Origin of the sequence: Xanthomonas citri pv. mangiferaeindicae, from assembly GCA_002240395.1 — a bacterium.
Lineage (GTDB): Bacteria > Pseudomonadota > Gammaproteobacteria > Xanthomonadales > Xanthomonadaceae > Luteimonas > Luteimonas citri_A.
In genome coordinates this window covers 2,307,070-2,326,453 of the sequence record CP016836.1, presented here as the reverse complement: position 1 = coordinate 2,326,453, position 19,384 = coordinate 2,307,070, and the positions used below count along the sequence as shown (strand labels likewise).

At 68.7% G+C, this 19,384-nt stretch carries 14 protein-coding genes; 2 read left to right on the top strand and 12 right to left on the bottom strand.

The genetic code is table 11. The annotated features are described in order from the left end of the window. Positions 1-94 precede the first annotated feature (94 nt). Together BEN78_09930 and BEN78_09925 are read left to right on the top strand one after the other, a co-directional pair. Positions 95-2,599: a peptidase gene (locus BEN78_09930; GenBank protein ASR43643.1), complete on the top strand. Its 2,505-nt coding sequence runs from the start codon at positions 95-97 to the stop codon at positions 2,597-2,599. A 202-nt stretch (positions 2,600-2,801) separates the two neighbouring features. Continuing rightward, positions 2,802-3,353, top strand: coding sequence for a hypothetical protein (locus BEN78_09925; protein ASR45060.1), 552 nt, complete (start codon positions 2,802-2,804; stop codon positions 3,351-3,353). Positions 3,354-3,650: 297 nt separating this feature from the next. On the opposite strand, the gene BEN78_09920 is transcribed toward BEN78_09925, so the two are convergent. The 12 genes from BEN78_09920 to BEN78_09865 form a co-directional block, all read right to left on the bottom strand. After that, the gene (locus BEN78_09920) at positions 3,651-4,943 is read right to left on the bottom strand and encodes a citrate (Si)-synthase (protein ID ASR43642.1); all 1,293 of its coding nucleotides are present in this window, start codon (positions 4,941-4,943) and stop codon (positions 3,651-3,653) included. Between the two features lie 245 nt (positions 4,944-5,188). Further along, a complete protein-coding gene (locus BEN78_09915) occupies positions 5,189-5,440 on the bottom strand; it encodes a 50S ribosomal protein L31 (GenBank protein ASR43641.1) in 252 nt (83 codons plus the stop codon). A 92-nt stretch (positions 5,441-5,532) separates the two neighbouring features. Then, the gene (locus BEN78_09910; protein ID ASR43640.1) at positions 5,533-6,471 is read right to left on the bottom strand and encodes a nucleoside hydrolase; all 939 of its coding nucleotides are present in this window, start codon (positions 6,469-6,471) and stop codon (positions 5,533-5,535) included. A gap of 55 nt (positions 6,472-6,526) precedes the next feature. After that, positions 6,527-7,339, bottom strand: coding sequence for a hypothetical protein (locus tag BEN78_09905; GenBank protein ASR43639.1), 813 nt, complete (start codon positions 7,337-7,339; stop codon positions 6,527-6,529). 61 nt (positions 7,340-7,400) lie between these two features. Further along, positions 7,401-8,036: a hypothetical protein gene (locus BEN78_09900; GenBank protein ID ASR43638.1), complete on the bottom strand. Its 636-nt coding sequence runs from the start codon at positions 8,034-8,036 to the stop codon at positions 7,401-7,403. Next, positions 8,033-12,151, bottom strand: coding sequence for a hypothetical protein (locus BEN78_09895; protein ASR43637.1), 4,119 nt, complete (start codon positions 12,149-12,151; stop codon positions 8,033-8,035). The genes BEN78_09900 and BEN78_09895 overlap by 4 nt, the downstream gene beginning before the upstream one ends. 249 nt (positions 12,152-12,400) lie before the next feature. Continuing rightward, positions 12,401-13,060, bottom strand: coding sequence for a hypothetical protein (locus tag BEN78_09890; GenBank protein ID ASR43636.1), 660 nt, complete (start codon positions 13,058-13,060; stop codon positions 12,401-12,403). 137 nt (positions 13,061-13,197) lie between these two features. Beyond that, positions 13,198-15,291, bottom strand: a complete 2,094-nt coding sequence (locus tag BEN78_09885) for an ATP-dependent DNA helicase RecG (GenBank protein ASR43635.1) — start codon at positions 15,289-15,291, stop codon at positions 13,198-13,200. 19 nt (positions 15,292-15,310) lie between these two features. Further along, complete coding sequence (locus tag BEN78_09880; protein ASR43634.1) at positions 15,311-15,694, bottom strand: reactive intermediate/imine deaminase; 384 nt, start codon at positions 15,692-15,694, stop codon at positions 15,311-15,313. Between the two features lie 71 nt (positions 15,695-15,765). Continuing rightward, complete coding sequence (locus BEN78_09875) at positions 15,766-17,937, bottom strand: bifunctional GTP diphosphokinase/guanosine-3',5'-bis(diphosphate) 3'-diphosphatase (GenBank protein ID ASR43633.1); 2,172 nt, start codon at positions 17,935-17,937, stop codon at positions 15,766-15,768. 168 nt (positions 17,938-18,105) lie between these two features. Then, positions 18,106-18,408: a DNA-directed RNA polymerase subunit omega gene (locus BEN78_09870; protein ID ASR43632.1), complete on the bottom strand. Its 303-nt coding sequence runs from the start codon at positions 18,406-18,408 to the stop codon at positions 18,106-18,108. Positions 18,409-18,546: 138 nt separating this feature from the next. Then, positions 18,547-19,164 carry a guanylate kinase gene (locus BEN78_09865; GenBank protein ASR45059.1) on the bottom strand — a complete coding sequence of 206 codons (618 nt, stop codon included), beginning with the start codon at positions 19,162-19,164 and terminating at the stop codon, positions 18,547-18,549. Between the last annotated feature and the right edge of the window lie 220 nt (positions 19,165-19,384).

Sequence of the window (19,384 nt, the reverse complement as noted above, 5' to 3'; positions counted from 1 at the left end):
CGCTCAGAGACCGGCCGGCGATGGCGCCCTATACTGCGCGGATGAGACCCGATCCCGCGTCGCCCCCCGCCCCCGTGCCTCCCGTTTCCGCCGCCTGTTGCGCTGGGTCCTGATCCTGGGCCTGGTGCTGGCGGTGCTGGCCACCGTGGCCGCCGGCATCCTCTACACCGCCGTGGCCTCCAAGCTGCCGGACGTGGAGACCCTGCGCGATATCGAGATGCAGGAGCCGATGTATGTCTATTCCCGGGACGGCAAGCTGATCGCGCTGTTCGGCGAGACGCGGCGCTACCCGGTCAAGATCGATCAGGTGCCCGAGCGCCTGAAACAGGCGTTCCTGGCCACCGAGGACGCGCGCTTCTACCAGCACGGCGGCATCGATTACCGCGGCGTGGCTCGCGCGCTGTGGCTGCTGGCGACCACCGACGACCGCCGCGTCCCTGGCGGCTCGACGATCACCCAGCAGGTCGCGCGGCAGTTCTTCCTGAGCTCGGAGTACAGCTTCACCCGCAAGTTCGCCGAGATGCTGCTGGCGCGCAAGATGGAGCAGAACCTCACCAAGGACGAGATCTTCGAGTTGTACCTGAACAAGAGCTTCTTCGGCAATCGCGCCTATGGCGTCGCCGCGGCGGCCGAGTTCTATTACGGCAAGTCGCTGGCCGAGCTCGATCTGGACGAGATGGCCTCGCTGGCGGCAATCCCGAAGTTTCCGTCCAGCGGCAATCCGATCAGCAATCCCGAGCGCGCACGCGAGCGGCGCGACGTCTACGTGCTGGCGCGCATGCAGGAGCTGGGCTACATCACGCCGGCCGAGTCGGCGGCGGCACGCGCGGTCGAGATGCACGCCAGCCCCCACGAGCGGCCGATCGAGGCGTACGCGCCCTATGTCGCCGAAATGGTGCGCCTGGAGATGGTCGCCCGCTACGGCGGCGACGTGCTCACCCGCGGCTATCACGTGACCACGACGATCGACCCGACGATGCAGGCCGCCGCCGAACTGGCGGTGCGCAACGGGCTGATGACCTACGACCACCGCCACGGCTGGGTGAAGCCGGCGGAGACCTTCGAACTGGCGGCCGACGAGGACGCGGCGACTGCCGCCCGCCGGCTGCGCGGCATCGCCCCCCAGGGTGGCCTGCTGCCGGCCCTGGTGCTGCGCAGCGGCGACGGCACCGCCGACGTGGTCCTTGCCGACGGCAGCACCGTCACGCTGGACGCGGCCAGCAGCCGCTGGACCGGACGCGCGCCGTCCACCCTGCTCGCGCGCGGCGACCTCACCCGGGTGCGCCGGATCGAGACCCCGGCCAAGGTGCCCGCCAATGCCGATCCCGAAGCGCCGGTGCCGCCGCCCACGGTGAGCTGGCAGCTCGACCAGTTGCCACGCGCCCAGGCCACCCTGGTGTCGCTGGAGCCCGACAACGGTGCGATCCGCGCGTTGATCGGCGGCTTCAGCTTCGCGGGCAGCAACTTCAACCGCACGACCCAATCGCGTCGCCAGCCTGGCTCGAGCTTCAAGCCGTTCATCTTCGCCGCGGCGTTCGAGAAGGGCTTCAACCCGGCCTCGATCGTGCCCGATGCGCCGGTGTTGTTCAGGATGCGCCGCGGGCAGGACTGGCGTCCGCAGAACTCCGACGGCCAGTTCCGCGGTCCGATGCGCCTGCGCGAAGCGCTGGTGCAGTCGCGCAACCTGGTCGCCGTGCGCCTGCTCGACATGATCGGCGTGGATTACGCCCGCCGCTACATCAGCCACTTCGGTTTCGACGAGTCGCAACTGCCGCCCAACCTGTCGATCGCGCTCGGCACACCGTCGCTGACCCCGCTCGATGTGACCCGCGGCTATGCGGTGTTCGCCAATGGTGGCTTCCGGATCAACCCGTGGTTCATCGACGAGGTCCGCGACCGCGAGGGCACGTTGGTGTTCAAGGAGAACCCGGCACGCGCCTGCCGTGGCTGCGGCAACGACGGCCGCCCTGGCCAGTCGGCTGCGCCGTCGCATGTCGTCGACGGCTTCAACCTGGGGCCCGCATCGGCGCAGCGCACCGTCACCGAGGCACCGGAACAGGACGCCGCGCCCGAGCCCGAGGCGCGCGCCGATGGCCAGGCGCCGGTCATGGCCGAGCGCGCGATCGACGAGCGCGTGGCCTACCAGATGATCTCGATGATGCGCGATGTCGTGCGCCGCGGCACCGGGACCGCCGCGCGCGTGCTCGAACGCGAGGACGTCGGTGGCAAGACCGGCTCGACCAACGAGCATCGCGACGCCTGGTTCTCCGGCTTCGGCGGCAACCTGGTGACCTCGGTCTGGGTCGGCCGCGACGACAACCGCTCGCTGGGCTACCGCGAGTACGGCGGGCGCGCTGCGCTGCCGATCTGGATCGACTTCATGCGGGTCGCCCTGGACGGCGTGCCCGAGGCCAGCAACGAGCCGCCCGAAGGCATGGTGCGTGTCTCGGTGACCGCCAGCGGGCGGTTGATGCCGGTGGGCGCCGAGGGCGGCGGCATCGTCGAGTACGTGAAGGCCGAGGATCTGGAGCGGATGGAGTCCGAGGTCGACCTGAGGATCGACGACGTGCCGGCCGAGGAAGCGTTCGACATCTTCTGATCACAGGCCCGCGAATGCCTGAACCCATCGCGTCGCCCCGCGGCGCGATGGCTTGACCGTCAAGGGCGGAGGCGTAGAGTCGAAACGTCGCTCGACACGGGGGAATATGCATGCATCGCGCACGCCAGCATGCCGGGGCCCGCGCCCGCGAACGTCGCCACCGACTGGCGCACGAGGCCGCTCGGCTCATGGCCGAGGGGGCATCCATGACATCCACCAGGCCCGGTTGAAGGCGGCCGGTCGACTGGGCATCCACGACGACGCCTCGCTGCCGCAGGACCAGGAGATCGAGCAGGCGCTGGGCGAGTACCGCCGTCTGTTCTCGCCCGCCGCGCATGCCGACGCGCTCCAGCGCAGCCGCGAGGCCGCGCTGGAGGCGCTCACGTTCTTCGCGCCGTTCCAGCCCCGCCTGCACGGTGGCGTGCTCGATGGCACCGCCGATGCCCAGGCGCCGGTGCAACTGCACCTGCACAGCGACGATGCCGATGCGGTGCAGCGCTTTTTGGTCGACCAGCGCATACCGGCCGAGGTGCGCAGTCGTCGCATCCGCCTCGACCGCACCCGCCGGGAGGATTGCCCGATCTGGGCCTTCCACGCCGGCGAGGTGGCCTTCGAACTGACCGTGCTACCGGCCAATGCGCTGCGCCAAGCGCCCCTGCGCGCCGACGACGACCGGCCGATACGCCGGGTGTCCGGGGCGCAGTTGCGCCAGCTGCTCGCCATCGGGTCGGCCGGGCACAACGACGACGTCTAGCGCGCCGCGTTACAGCGCCCGATTGCAGCGAATGCGCCCGACCTCGCCCTTTCGGGCAAACGCGCAGAAAAGAAGAACCGGGGTCAGAGTGCAATTTCACCTCACGAAATTGCACTCTGACCCCGGTTTTGTGAGCGGGCACGCGGACTTGGCGTGGCCGAACCGCGAAGTGGTCTTGACCGGGCAAGAGCAGCTTCCGGTTGGCAGTCCGCTGCTCATCCGAAGTCGAGCTGGGAGAGGCGCCAAAAAGAAGCCGCGAAAGACCGCGGCTTCTTTGAACGCAGGTGCGGCGGTGCGTCAGCCCTTGCGGTAGTCGCGCACGTCGTAGCCGGTGTAGATCTGGCGCGGACGCCCGATCTTGGCCTCCGGATCGACCTGCTGCTCGAGCCAGTGCGCCACCCAACCGGCGGTGCGACCGATGGCGAACATCACCGTGAACATCTCGGTCGGGATCTTCAGCGCCTTGTAGATGATGCCGCTGTAGAAATCGACGTTCGGATAGAGCTTGCGCTCGACGAAGTATTCGTCCTTGAGCGCCGCCTCTTCCAGCTTCATCGCCACTTCCAGCAACGGATCGTCGATCCCCAGCTCACCGAGCACCTTGTGGGTCATCTCGCGGATGATCTTCGCGCGCGGATCGAAGTTCTTGTAGACGCGGTGACCGAAGCCCATCAGGCGGAACGGGTCGTTCTTGTCCTTGGCGCGCAGCACCGCCTTCTCGACGTTCTTCGCATCGCCGATCTCGGCCAACTGCTTGAGCACCGCCTCATTGGCGCCGCCGTGCGCCGGGCCCCAGAGCGCGGTGATGCCGGCCGCGACCGAGGCGTACGGGTTGGCGCCCGTGGAACCGACCAGACGCACGGTCGAGGTCGACGCGTTCTGCTCGTGGTCGGCGTGCAGGATGAACAGCAGGTCCATCGCCTTGGCAACGACCGGGTTGAGCTCGAGCGGCTCGCTCGGCACCTCGAACATCATGTGCAGGAAGCGGTCGACGTACCCCAGACTGTTGCGCGGATAGCGGATCGGCCAGCCGATCGAATAGCGGTAGGCAGCAGCGGCCAGCGTCGGCATCTTGGCCAGCAGGCGGATCGCGGCGAGGCGGCGCTGCTCGGGATCCTGCAGGTCCAGCGTGTCGTGGTAGAACGCCGACATCGACGCCACCGACGCGGCCAGCATCGCCATCGGGTGCGCATCGTGGCGGAAGCCCTGCAGGAAGCACTTGAGCGACTCGTGCATCATCGTGTGATGCGTGACCTCGTGCTCGAAACGCCCGAACTCGTCCTTGGACGGCAGCTCGCCGTTCATCAGCAGATAGGCCACTTCCAGGAAGCTGGAGTGCTCGGCGAGCTGTTCGATCGGATAGCCGCGGTACAGCAGCACGCCCTGGTCGCCGTCGATGTAGGTGATCGCGGACTTGCAGCTGGCGGTGGCGGTGAAACCGGAATCGTAGGTGAAGCAGCCCGTTTCCTTCGGCAGCTTCGAGATGTCGATGCAGGGGTTGCCGAGCGTGCCATGCAGGACGGGCAGCGTCACCGACTTGCCGGCGGCGTCGAGCGTGACCTGTTCGAGCTTGGAATTGGTATCGGACACTGAAGAAGACTCCTCGTTTCCCGGAGCGGCGGGTGCTCCGGTGGGGCGGGCGCGGCGCGTGCCGCAACGCGTCAATTATCGCATAGCCCCCGCGACACGCGGTCACTGGGTAGCAGGAACGTCGAACACGACAACGCCCACCGCACCGGGAAGATGCGATGGGCGTCGCGCACAAACGGCGACGGCCGCCAGCTGGCGGCCGCCTGCGCACACCGGGCGCGTCGCGCGGGCGACGCGCGGTCCGGTTACTGCTTCGCGTAGCGCTTGCGGAACTTGTCGACCCGACCGCTGGTGTCGATGATCTTGTTCTGGCCGGTGTAGAACGGATGCGTGGCCGAGGACACGTCGATCTTGACCAGCGGGTACTCGTTGCCGTCGTCCCACTGAATCGATTCCTTCGCGGTGGCCGCGAGGGTCGAGCGGGTTAGGAACTTGAAATCCGAAGTCACGTCCTGAAACACGACTTCACGGTAATCCGGATGGATGTCGGCCTTCATGGCGGCACCAGTTTGCGCAGGGAAAGAGCGGCATTATAGCCGGCACCGCCCCCGCCCGGCAAGGGCACCTACCGGCGGGCGCCCAGGACGAGTCAAACCGCCTGCAGCGCCTCGCGGACCAGGGCGTGGAAGCGCACACGGTCGTAGCGCATCAGGATCGTGGCATTGTCCGGCCGTCCGAGCTGGCGCTGCCAGTCGACGATCGTCGCCCCGCGGGCCGGCCCATGGTCGAGCACCACGTCCACCGGTCGGGTGACGGTCTCCAGCACCCCGTCGGGCGCGAGCACCCAGGCCATCGCCAGCGCATCCGCGCTGTGCCACTCGTCGCCGCGACGGTCCGCCGACCACTCGCGCGTCTTGCGCGAGATCGCCTCGTAGAAGTCCGCGCGCGTGCCGCCCGCTTGCATCCACGCCAGCACCTCGTCGTGCGGCAGGCCGTGGGCCACCGTGGCCTCCCAGTCCGAGAGCTCGAACGCCGGGAACGCGTCGAACACGAGCTTCGCCGCTTCGGGGTCGAAGTAGACGTTGAACTCCGCGCTCGGCGTGATGTTGCCGTGCCCGGTAACCGCACCGGCCATCGTCACGAAGCGCGCCACCCGCGAGGGCAGCGTCGGATCGAGCTTGAGCGCAAGTGCGATGTTGGTCAGCGGCCCCAGCGCCACCAGTACCAGGCTGCCAGCGTGCACGTGCGAGAGGCGCAGGATCGCCAGCGCGGCATGTTCGTCCTGCAGGCCGTGCGATGCAGGCGCGTAGCCGACGTCGCCGAACCCGTCGTTGCCGTGCACGTAGGCCGCATCCGGCGCGGGGTGCAGCAAAGGCGAGGCGCTGCCGGCGTAGACCGGCACGTCGGAGCGCCCGACCAGCTCGCACAGCTTCAACGCATTGGCCGTGGTGTGATGCAGGCCGACATTGCCGGCCGCGATCGTCAATCCGACCACCTCGTGCGCGCGATCGTTGAACGCGAGCAGCAGGGCCAGGGCATCGTCGACCCCGGGGTCGGTGTCGATCAGCAGGGGAATACGGGCGTCCATGCCGCATTATCCCCATCACGGCCGCGCACGGCCAGCCGCGACGAAACGACGCCGCTCAGGGAACGGCAGCCGTCACCCGGCGCTGCATCATGATCTCGACGCGGCGATTGGGCGCCAGGCACGCGATCTCGTCCACGCCGTGCAGTCCCTCGCAGGCGACCAGCGGTTCGCGACTTCCGCGGCCTTCGACCGAGATCCGCGTCGCCGGTCCACCGCGCTGCGCGAGATAGTCACGCACGGCTTCTGCGCGCCGACGCGAGAGTGCATCGTTGGCGGCGGGGCGGCCGATCCGGTCGGCGTGACCGACCACCTCGATCGCCTCGATGCCATCCAGCGCACCGGCGCGCTCGACCAACGCATCGAGCGTGCGCCGTCCCAACGGCGTCAGCTCCGCGCGGGCGAAGACGAACGTGGTATCGGCCGACAGCAGCGCAAGCTGCTCACTTGCGGTCGACGCGCCCCCGCCGATGTGCGCATTGTGCGGCCGGGCCCGTTCCGCGCAGGCGGCCGGCATCCAGTGCATGTCGCGCACCATGCCCGTCTCGTCGAAGCGCAGTTTGAGCTGGCAACGCGCCACCTGGCCGTCTGCCTCGCGGAAGTTCAGCACGTAGTCCCATTCGCGCACGCCGAATACGCCTTCGGAGAAATGCGGGGGCCCGAGCAATCCATAGAGCTGGTCCTTACTCAGCCCGGGCCCCAGCGGCTGCAGTGCACCGGCCGTGGGATAGGTGCCGCCATGCGGCTTGGCCGAAGCGGGATCGGGGAATCGTGGCGCCTCATCCGCGCTGCCGGTCGAAGCACAGGCGGCGAGCCCCGCGACGAGGACCAAGGCGCAAGTGCGGATGGAAAAGCTCGGGATCGAATGCATGCGGGTCTCCTTCAGTCGCGTTCGAGGCAAGCGGCCCCGTCCGAAGACGGGGCCGCTGCAGTCACCATTGCAGGCCGGCGCCCATCGTGAAGCCGACATCGTTGACGGTGTTGGTCGTGCCGCTGAACTTGTAGACCCAGCGCCCGTTCTCCGAGACCGTCGTGATGCCGACCGCAAGCCCGGCCTCGCGCTCGTAGCCGCTCACCGCCGCCGAGACCATGCTCTTGCCGGGCATGTAGGCCTGCGGCAGCCCCGCGACCGCCATGGCCGCCGCGACGCCGGCGCGGTACCCGCGGTCGATCTCCCAGATGTCGGACTGCATCTGCCCAACCCGCATGTCGGTGTAGGCATTCGCCTCTCCGATCGCGCGCCCGATCCCGGCGTTGAGCTGGTTGACGTTGACCGCGTCGGTCCCCGCGGCACCGGCCCGCACGTTGCGCACCATCACCTCGCCGCCGCCTTGGTTGAGCGTGATCTGGGTCGGATTGGCGCTGCCGTCGGGGTTGGTGTCGTAGCGCACCGTGCCTTGCTCGGACGCACGCAGCTGCGCCACGTTGACCGCGTCGGTGTCCTGGGTGCCGGCCGCGACATTGACCACCTGCCGCTCACCACCGGCGCTGCCGACCGATACCGTGCCGGCGCGATCGGCCACCGAGCCCTGACCCAGCGCGACAGCGCCCTGTGCCGTGTCGGTCACGGTCGCCCCCTGGCCGATCGCAGTGCCCCACTTGCTGCGACCGTGGAGCCCTCGCCCACCGCGACCGCCTCACTCGCCGTGGCCTGCACCGTGGCATTGGCACCGACCGCCGTGCTGTTGTCGGCATAGACTTTGGCATTGCCGCCGATGGCCGTGTCGTTGCCGCCCGCCGCATAGCTGTCGCCGCCGATGGCGACACCGTAATCGCCGCCGGCCGACGCATTGCTGCCGATCGCGACCCCGCGTTGGCCATCGACGGTGGCGTCATCGCTCCCATCACGGACGCCGTCCACGACCACCAGCGGGTCGCCGCCACCGGTACCGGACGGTAGGTTGTCGATGCGGGTGTTGACCTGGGTCAGGCCGGTGTCGAGCGCGGCCAGCGCAGCGCCCACCGAATTGTAGAACGTGCCCTGGATCATGTAGTCCGGTGGGACCAGGCCGCCGAACGGATCGACCGCGGCACCGCCACCGAAGATCGCGGCCATGCTCGACATGCTCGCAAACATCTGCCCGCCGTTGATGGCTTGCAGGCTGCCGGCTGCGATCTGCCCGGCTGCGAGGTTGTCGATCACGGTGCCGCCGCTTCCGCCCAGCGTGATGCGCGCCATGTCCTGCGCGTCGTAGCGCACCGCGAACGCATCCAGGTCACTGATCTGACCCTCCACCGCACGCAACTGGCGGACATTCGCCGCATCGGTGTCGTCGACGCCGTCATCCACGCCGCTGAGCCGCCGCGCATCACCATCGACGTTCGCAAAGCTCACTTCGTCGCCGCCGGTCTGCGCGCCGACCGTCATCACCAGCGTGCCCGGATCCTGACGCACCAGACCTGCCGTGCCGTCGAGCAGGTTGTTGATCGTCGTAGTGTTGCTCGCGGTGCGGCCGTCGAGATTGTCGAGCGCGGAGCCGACATCGCCGAAGTCGGCGGTCGTGCCGGTATCGCTGCCATCGTCGAGCGTGTACACCGGACCCGTCACCGCACCGGTGGTCGGGTCGATCGCCGCGCCGCCGCCCAAGGCAGCGACCACTGGTGCCAGCTGGCCGACATTAACCGCGTCATCCACTGCCACGCCCGCCGCGACGTTGCCGATCGCGGTGCCGCCGGCGCCGGCCAGCGTGACCCGGCCGTAATCCGGATTGCCGTCGGCATCGGTGTCGTAGCGCACCGCGGTCGCGCCCAGGTCACCGACATCGATGACCAGATCATCGAACGCGCCATCCACCGCGTCGAACGCATCGCCCACATTGGTGTAGTTGCCGCCGCGAATCACGTAGGTCGGCGCAGAGATCGTGCCGTCGGTGTTGACACCCGCGCCGCCGCCCAGGTGGTCGGCCACTGAACCGGCGACGCCGAACAGTTGCGCGCCATTGATCGCCTCGCTGCTGGTCGCGCTGACCTCGCCCGCCGCGACATTGCCGATCGCCGTGCCGCCGGCGCCCGCCAGTGTGATGCGACTGTAGTCCGGGTTGCCGTCAGCGTCGGTGTCGTAGCGCACAGCAACCGCCCCCAGGTCGTCGATGTCGCCGACGACGTCGCCCAACTGGCCCACGTTCACCGCATCCGTCGCCTCGACGCCAGCGGCGACGCCGCTGAGCCGCCGCGCATCGCCATCGACGTTCGCAAAGCTCACTTCGTCGCCACCGGTCTGCGCGCCGACCGTCATCACCAGCGTCCCGGGATTCTGCCGGACCAGACCTTCGGTGCCGTCGAGCAGGTTGTTGATCGTCGTAGTGTTGCTTGCGGTGCGGCCGTCGAGATTGTCGAGCGCCGAGCCCACATCGCCGAAGTCGGCGGTCGTGCCGGTATCGCTGCCATCGTCGAGCGTGTACACCGGCCCCGTCACCGCACCGGTGGTCGGGTCGATCGCCGCGCCGCCGCCCAAGGCCGCAACCACTGGCGTCAGCTGACCGACATTGACCGCGTCATCCAATGCCACGCCCGCCGCGATGTTGCCGATCGCGGTACCGCCCGTGCCGGCCAGCGTGACCCGGCTGTAATCCGGATTGCCGTCGGCATCGGTGTCGTAGCGCACAGCGGTCGCGCCCAGGTCACCGACGTCGTCGATCAGATCATCGAACGCGCCATCCACCGCGTCGAACGCATCGCCCACATTGGTGTAGTTGCCGCCGCGGATCACGTAGGTCGGCGCAGAGATCGTGCCGTCGGCGTTGACACCCGCGCCGCCGCCCAGGTGGTCAGCCACCGAACCGGCGACGCCGAACAGTTGCGCGCCGTTGATCGCTTCGCTGCTGGTCGCGCTGACCTCGCCCGCTGCGACATTGCCGATCGCGGTGCCACCAGTCCCGGCCAGCGTCACCCGGCTGTAGTCCGGACCGCCATCGACAGCGGTGTCGTACTGCACCGCCAACGCGCCGAGGTCGTCGACGGCATCGGCCACGTCAGTCAATTGGGTGACATTCACCGCGTCCGTCGCCTCGACACCGGCGGCCACGCCGCTCAGCCGCCGCGCATCGCCACCGGCGTTCGCAAAGCTCACCTCATCGCCGCCGGTCTGGCCGCCGACCGTCATCACCAGCGTGCCCGGATCCTGCCGCACCAGACCTTCGGTGCCATCGAGCAGGTTGTTGATCGTCGTGGTGTTGCTTGCGGTGCGGCCGTCGAGATTGGCGAGCGCGGAGCCGACATCGCCGAAGTCGACCGTCGTGCCGGTGTCATTGCCATCGTCGAGCGTATACACCGGGCCTGTCACCGCGCCGGTTGTCGGGTCGATTCCGGCGCTGCCGCCCAAGGCCGCGACCACCGGCGACAACTGGCCGACGTTGACTGCCTCGTCATCCGCCACGCCCGCCGCGACGTTGCCGATCACGGTGCCACCTGCACCGTCCAGCGTGATCCTTCCGAAATCCGGCACACCGGTGCCGTTGTCGTCATAGCGGACCGCGAACTCGCCGACGCCATCGACTTCCGCCAGCGCCCCTTGCAACTGCGCGACGTTGACCGCATCGGTTGCAGCGCTGCCCGCCGCGACGTTGGTCAACTGCCGGGCGGCAGTGGCCGTGCCGATCGACACTTCGCCCGCCGAGGTCTGTGCAATTGCCAGGCCGGGCGCGGTATAGCCCGTCTGCGCGCCGCGCACCGTCACCGAATCGGCGCCCAGCGCGACGCTGTTGGCGTGTACCGAACTGGCGTTTGCGCCCAGGATCGTCTGTCGGTCTGCCGTACCCGACGCGTTATGACCAATGACCACCGCATTGCCAAGCCGCGCGGCGTAGTTGCCGTCAGGCCCACCGGTCCAGCCGAGGTCGGTCGCGGAAATGGCCGGCAACACGTGGCTGGCATTGGTGCCCATGACCACCGTGTTCGAGCCGTTGGCCGCCGCACCATCGCCGACGATGATCTGGTAGTCCTGCGCGGGCAAGGTGTCCCAGGTATAGGTGCCCAGCACGCCTGGCACGCAGACACCGATGCCGGCGACCAGTTCGCAGTCCGGATCGTTGTTCTGGCCGGCGTAGTTGCCGATCGGCACATTGATGTAACTGCCCGAGCTGGCACGGCCGATGATTGTGGTGTGGTCGGCCTGGCGGTTGCCGTTGAGGTCAAGCACATCGGGGATTGTCAGCAGATCTGTGCCGAGCAGCGATACCGACTGGAACGCGTAGCTGAAGTTCTCGCGCGCGATGGACAGGCATTCGTCAGGCAGCAACGTGCCGTTGCCGAGCAATCCGCAGGCACGGTACTCGTTGGAGATCGGCAGCAGGAAGTTGGTCAGATGCTGCACCAGCCCGGGCAGCGTACCGCCGGTCAGGCCACCTGGATCGATTACGCCCATCGGCGCAACGCCGCCTGCGACCGCGCGCGACTGGCCCATCATCGCGGTGTTCGACCAGACGGGCAGCGCGCCACCGGCCAGCACCCGCTCATTCTCGTTGAGGTGCCGCTCGACGAGTTCGGCGATTTTTTCCGGGTCCGCCGCCGACGACCCGATCGTCCGCTCCTGGGCGGCCGCGCTTGCGATCGCCGGCAAACAGACGATCGCCAGCACCGCAGCACGCACGCGACGCCCGTCGCGGACGCGCCGGTCGGCCAGTTCGGATGCGACGACGTAGGCCCCGAGCGCACGGTTCCAGATCCTGCAGAAGACCTTGTTCATCCCGCTTCCCTCGCTGTTCATGAGGGCTCAAGGGAACCGCGCCGCGCCACGGGTGTGAATCAGACGATTCTCAAAAATCGCGACTGTCGTCACAGACGACAGGGCTGCAGGCGCACGCGTCACCTGCACGTCGATTGATCGACGCGAGGGGATTGATCCATTCATTGAAACGGCCGCGCCTTCACTGAGCCGGTTGCGTGCAGCGGGCCCGCCCGACGACGCGCCCGCAACGGCCTGCGTCAGGCTCGCTCAGCGCGCCAACCCGCCGGACAACGCATAGGCATAGAGCTGGCTGTGGTTCTCGAGCCCGAGCTTGCGCATCGCGTCGCTCTTCTGCCTGCTGACGGTCTTGACGCTGCGCGAGAACGACGATGCGATCTCGCTGACCGTCTTGCCGCTGGCGAACAAGCGCACGACCTCCGCCTCCTGGCGCGACAGCGGTGCGCCGCGGCCGCATCCGGTCGCAGCATCGAGCAAGCGCTGAATGCTCCGGCTCAGGTAGCGCCGGCCGCTTGCCGCCCATCGGATCGCGACAGGGAGCTCATCGAGCGTACCGGACTTGTCCACGATCGCGTGCACGCCCAGTTCGAACATCGCGCGCAACAGCGGCGGATTGCGGACTTCAGTGAAGACCACGACGCCGATCGCAGGAAACCGCGTCCGCAGCTGGCCCAGCAACCGCAGGCCATCTCCAGCGCGGGGATCGGCACCCTTCATCGAAAAATCAGTGACCACAACATTGCAGTCGAACCGCGTCTGCAGCATCTGCAGCAGCGCCTGCCCACTGGCGGCCTCCCCGGTGAGATGCATGCCCGAATCGGGCGCATGCAGCACCGCGCGCATGCCAGCCAGCACGATCGGCCGCTCATCGGCCGCATAGACCCGGATCGTTTCCACTGAAAGCGCCATTCCCTAGCCCCCCATCACAACGCATATCCCCGCGTATCAGGTACCGTACCTCGCAGCGAAGTGGTGACTGCATGAAGATCGCCAGTTCATGCAGATGAACGAGGCAACCGGGGCGGGTTGTCGATCAACATGCACTGTTAGGCCGCCGCGTAGCGCGCCGCGCCCCCGATCCAGCGTGCGACCAGCCGGTCCGCGCACTGAGGATCGGTCCGCAGCAAGGCCTCGCCGAGCCGATGGACGACCGGCAGCAGGTCGGCATCGCGCGCAAGATCAGCAAGCCGGAACTCGGCCAGGCCGGTCTGCCGCGTGCCCAGCAGTTCGCCCGGCCCGCGCAATGCCAAGTCCTTCTCGGCGATCACGAAGCCATCGCCGGTCGTGCGCATCGTGTCGAGCCGTTCGCGTGCGGTGCGCGAGAGTGGCGGCTGATACAGCAGTACGCAGCTCGACGCGGCGCTGCCGCGCCCCACGCGCCCGCGCAACTGATGCAGTTGCGCCAGCCCCAGGCGCTCGGCGTTCTCGATCACCATCAATGACGCATTGGGCACGTCCACGCCGACCTCGATCACGGTGGTGGCGACCAGCAGGTCACTGTGGCCGTCCTTGAATGCGCGCATCGCAGCCTGCTTCTCCGCGGCGCGCAGGCGTCCGTGCACGAAGCCGATCCGCAGGTCCGGCAACGCCGCGGACAGTTGCTCGAACGTCGTCTGCGCGGCCTGCGCCACGACCTCGTCGGACTCGTCGATCAGCGTGCAGACCCAGTACGCCTGCCGGCCCTGCGCGCACGCGGCACGCACGCGCTCGATCAGCTCGGCGCGCCGGCCGGCGCCAAGCACCACGGTCTGCACCGGCGTGCGCCCGGGCGGGAGCTCGTCGATCGCCGAAACGTCGAGATCGGCGTAGGCCGCCATCGCCAGCGTGCGCGGAATCGGTGTGGCGGTCATCACCAGTTGGTGCGGCACGCTGCCCGCCTGCGCGCCCTTGTCGCGCAGCGCCAGGCGCTGGTGCACGCCAAAGCGGTGCTGCTCGTCGACGATCGCCAGTGCCAGGTCGTGGAACTCGACCGCCTGCTGCATCAACGCATGGGTGCCGACCACCAGTTGCGCGACGCCCGCGGCGATGTCCGCAGCCGTGGCCGCGCGCACACGTCCGGTGACTTTGCCCGCAAGCCACGCGACACGGACGCCCAACGGCCCGAGCCAGGCCGACAGATTGCGGAAATGCTGTTCGGCCAGCAGTTCGGTGGGCGCCATCAGCGCCGCCTGGCGGCCCGAGTCGATCGCCGCCAGCGCGGCCAGCGCGGCGACGACCGTCTTGCCGCTGCCCACGTCGCCCTGGACCAGGCGCAGCATCGGGCGCGGCTGCGCGAGATCGCGCACGATCTCGGCATGTACACGGCGCTGCGCGCCGGTCAGCGCGAACGGCAGGCCGGCCTCCATCGCGGCCGCGAGCGGTCCGGGCCGCAGCACTGGCGCGCGATGGGCCTGCAGCGCAATCCGCTGCCGCCGCAGACTCAAGTGATGGGCCAGCAGCTCCTCCAAGGCCAGCCGCCGCTGCGCCGGATGACGTCCGGACAACAACGCGCCCAGGTCCACATCCGGCGGCGGGCGATGCACCGTCAGCAGCGCCTCACGCAACCTCGGCAATGCGAGTCCGGCGAGCAGGTCGGCCGGCACCAGCTCCAAGGCGTCACCGTCGGGCAAGCGGTCGAGCGCATGCCCGATCATGCGGCGCAGCGTCGCCGGCCCGATGCCTTCGATAGCCGGATAGACCGGGTCGAGCGCGTCCTCGACCACCGGATCGGCGGCATCGCCGATCACCCGGTAGCTGGGATGGACGATTTCCAGGCCGTGCTGCCCCGGCCGCGGCGTGCCGTAGACGCACAGCGGCGTGCCGACTGCGAACTGCGCCAACTGGGCGGCACGGAAATGGAAGAACCGCAACACCAGGGTCGCCCCCGATCCGTCGCCGATCGCGACGCGTAGCATCGGACGCCGACGAAACGCACGATCCACCGCCTCGACCCGGCCCTGCACCTGCGCCGGTACACCGCCACGCAGTGCGCGGATCGGCACGACCCGGGTCCGGTCCTCGTACTGGCGCGGCAGGTGCAGCCACAGATCGCCGACCGTGGCCAGCCCGCGCGCGGTCAGCTTGTCGGCGACCTTCGGGCCGACGCCGGGCAGCGTCGACACCGAGGCGGCGCCGGCGGCGGCAAGCGCCGGCCTGCTCATCTGCGCGGCACGCCTGGGATCAGGCGAGCACCATCACCGCGTCGACCTCGAAGCGCGCGCCCTTGGGCAGCGCCGGCACTTCGATCGTCGAGCGCGCGGGATACGGCGCGTCGAAGTAATCGGCCATCACCGCATTGACCTGTGCGAACTCGCCCAGATCGGTGACGTACAGGCCCACACGCACGATGTCGGCCATGCTGCCGCCGGCCGCTTCGGCTACCGCCTTGAGGTTGTCGAAGGCGCGGCGCGCCTGCGCCGAGATGTCGCCCTCGACGATCTCGCCGGTCGCCGGATCGAGCGGGATCTGCCCGGAGAAGTACACGGTGTCGCCGGCGCGGACGGCCTGGGAATACGGGCCGATCGCGGCGGGCGCGTCCTGGGTGTTGATAGGCGTGCGGGGCATGGCGGAACTCCGGTGGAAGATCCCGCCATTGTAGGGTGATGCCCGCGCGCGGTCGCCCGGGCGGCCGCGGGCTACATCCGCTGCACGCCGTGAACGACCGGCAGCCGCCGGGTGCGACGGATGACGTCGGCCAAGTGCTTGCGGTGCTTGACCTCGATCGAAAACCGGATCGCGGCGACTGTGCTGTCGCGTTCGAGGTACTCGACACCATCGATGTTGGAATGCGCGCGCGCGATCGCCGCGGCCACCTGCGCCAAGACGCCGGGATGGTTCTCGACCTCGATGCGCAGCGCGACGTTGTAGTCGCCGACAACCTCGCGGTCCCAGTCGATCGCGACCCAGCGCTCGGGCGACTTGCGGAATTCGGCGACGTTGGGACAATCCAGCCGATGCACGACGATGCCGCGCCCGGTGGTGTGGTAGCCCATGATGTCGTCGCCCGGAATCGGCATGCAGCAATTGGCGAATGCGATGACCCCGCGCTCGTCGCCGCGGATGCGGATCGTCTCGCCGGCTCGCGCCGCCGGTCGATCGCCTTCGGCGTCGGCATCGTGCTGCGCCAGCGCCGACGCCACCTGTGCGGGCATCCAGTTGCCCAGCGCGATGTCGGCCATCAACTCCTCGAGACGCGGGTAGCGCGCCTCGGCCAAATAGGTGTCGAGCCGCTCCTGCGGCAGCCGATCGAGCGAGGTCCCCAGCCCTTCCAGCGCGCGGTCGAGCATGCGGTGGCCCAGTTGCACGGCGTCCTCGTGCTGCAGTTGCTTGAGCTGCGCACGGATTGCGGTCCGCGCCTTGCCCGTGGCCACGAACTCCAGCCACTGCGGCCGCGGCATCGAGGACTTGGCGGTGACGATCTCCACGCGCTGGCCGCTCGCGAGCTGCGTGCGCAGCGGCACCAGCTTGCCGTCCACGCGCGCGGCGACCGCCTGGTTACCGATGTCGGTGTGCACCGAGTAGGCGAAGTCGAGCGCGGTCGAATTGCGCGGCAGCGACATGATGTCGCCTTTGGGCGTGAACAGGTAGACCTCGTCGGGGAACAGGTCGACCTTGACGTTCTCCAGGAATTCCAGCGACGAGCCGGTCGTGCGCTGGGATTCCAGCAGGCCGGCGATCCACGAATGCGCGCGCGACTGGGCGCTGTTGGGCCCCTCGCCGCCGTGTTTGTAGGCCCAGTGCGCGGCGATGCCGCGCTCGGCGATCAGGTCCATCTCCTCGGTGCGGATCTGCACCTCGATCGGCGCGCCATACGGTCCGAACAGCACGGTGTGCAACGACTGGTAGCCGTTCGCCTTCGGGATCGCGATGAAGTCGCGGAAGCGCCCGTCCAGCGGCTTGAACACGGCGTGGGCGATGCCCAGCGCGTGGTAACAGTCGGCGGCGTTGCCGACGATGATCCGGTAGCCGAACACATCCATGACCTGGGTGAAGGTTTTCCCCTCGCCCTGCATCTTGTTGTAGATGCTCCAGGGCGACTTCACCCGTCCCACGAGACGGTACTGCAGCCCGGCGCTGGTCAGGCGCTGTGCCAGTTGCGCCTCGATGCTCGCCAGCGCCTCGCGCCGCACCAGCGGCTGATTGCGGATGCGCTTCTCGAGCACCATGTGGCGGATCGGATGCAGCGCATGGAACCCCAGATCCTGCAGCTCGGCCTTGATCCGGTTCATGCCCAGACGCTGGGCGATCGGCGCATAGACCTCCAGGGTTTCGCGCGCGATGCGCTCGCGCGACGGCCCCGGCTGCGCGCCGAGCGTGCGCATGTTGTGCAGACGGTCGGCAAGCTTGATCAGGATCACGCGCAGATCGCGCGCCATCGCCAGCATCATCTTGCGGAAGCTTTCGGCGTCGGCTTCCTGCCGGCTGCTGAAGTTGAGCTTGTCGAGCTTGGTCACGCCATCGACGAGTTCGGCCACCGGTTCGCCGAACTGTTCGGCCAGTTGCTCGCGCGTGAGCGGCGTGTCCTCGATGGTGTCGTGCAGGATCGCCGCGACTAGGGTCTCGACGTCGACCTTCTGCTCGGCCAACACCCGGGCGACCGCGACTGGATGGGTGATGTAGGGCTCGCCGGACTTGCGCATCTGCCCCGCGTGCGCCGCCGCGCCCACTTCCCACGCACGTCGCAACAGCGCACGCTGCTCATCAGGCAGATAAAGCGCGGCGCGTTCGAGGTCGCGGACGTAATCGGGCAGCGCGTCGTCGCCGGGAACGTCCGGCATGACGAGACTGGCGGGAGGGGCGGGCGTCATCCCCGAAGCCTACGGGCAAGGTCGGCGTTTGTGAACCGGGCTTCGCCGCGGGCAGGCCCCGCTACCGGAAACCGGTAATGGGACTGCCAAAACGCAACGGCCCCGCTCGAAAGCGGGGCCGTCGATCAACCTGTGCGCGACGCGGGGCGTCAGCGCGGCACGATGCGATCAGAGATCGTCGCCCTTGGCCATGTCTTCGTCGGCAACGACTTCGGCCGCCGCCCACTCCAGCGCCTCACGCTCCTTGCGCTCGCGCTCGGACTTGTCGACCGCGTCGATGAACGGCTGGTCGATCCGGCGCGCGGCGATCTCGCGCAGCGCCAGGACGGTCGGCTTGTCGTCGTTTTCGCTGTTGTCGAGCTGAGCCTCGACGCCATTGGCGAGCTGACGCGCACGCTTGGCGGCCATCATGACCAGCTCGAAGCGGTTGTCGACGACTTCCAGGCAATCTTCTACGGTGATGCGGGCCATGCGGGCTCCCGGCGACCGGCACAGGTCGCGCGAATTCGGGGAAAAGGGCCGAGCATGATACGGCCGGACGGTCCGCCGCGCAAGGCGCGCCTCAACGAATCAATCACTTGCGCCACGCAGCGCAGGCCAACGGCCCGCTCAATGCCCCGACAGCAGCCTTGCGATCAGCTCGGCGTGGCGCTCGGCCTGGCGCTCGCGGCGCAGGCGGCTGGCGCGGAAGATCGCGCACATCTCGGCGACCGCACGATCGAAGTCCTCGTTGACCACCAGGTAGTCGAACTCGTCGTAATGCGACATCTCTTCCTGCGCCGCCGCCAGGCGCTGGGCCATCACCGCCTCGCTGTCCTGGCCGCGCTTGCGCATGCGCTGGTCGAGCGCCTCGCGCGAGGGCGGCAGGATGAACACGCTGACCGCCTCGGGCACCAAGGCCCGGACCTGCCGCGCGCCCTGCCAGTCGATCTCCAGCAGCACATCCTTGCCGGCGGCCAGTTGCGGCTCCACCGACTGGCGGGCGGTGCCCTTCCAGTCGCCGTGCACCAGGGCGTATTCGAAGAACTCGCCCGCCGCGATCATCTGCTGGAAGGTGTCCTTGCCGACGAAGTGGTAATGCTCGGCATGACGCTCGCCCGGCCGGGGCGCACGCGAGGTGAACGAGATCGACAGCGCAATGTCCGGATCGCGCGACAGGCAGGCGTTGACGATGCTCGACTTGCCGGCGCCCGACGGCGCCGCGACGATGAACAGCGTGCCGCGCATGGGCGCGACGGCGATCTGGGGTGCGGGTTCGCGATGGGTCACGCCTGGCTCCGGCGCCCGGAAAGCCGCGCATCGTACCGCTTTACGCGCAGGCCCGTCGCGATGCGCCGGCCCCCGGGCACCCATCGCCCGCCGGTCCGCCATTCGACCCGGAGTCGAACGAGCGGGCAGGTTCCTCCAATCGATTTTGCCCGGCGCTTGGGATAGCGTCGGAGACGAA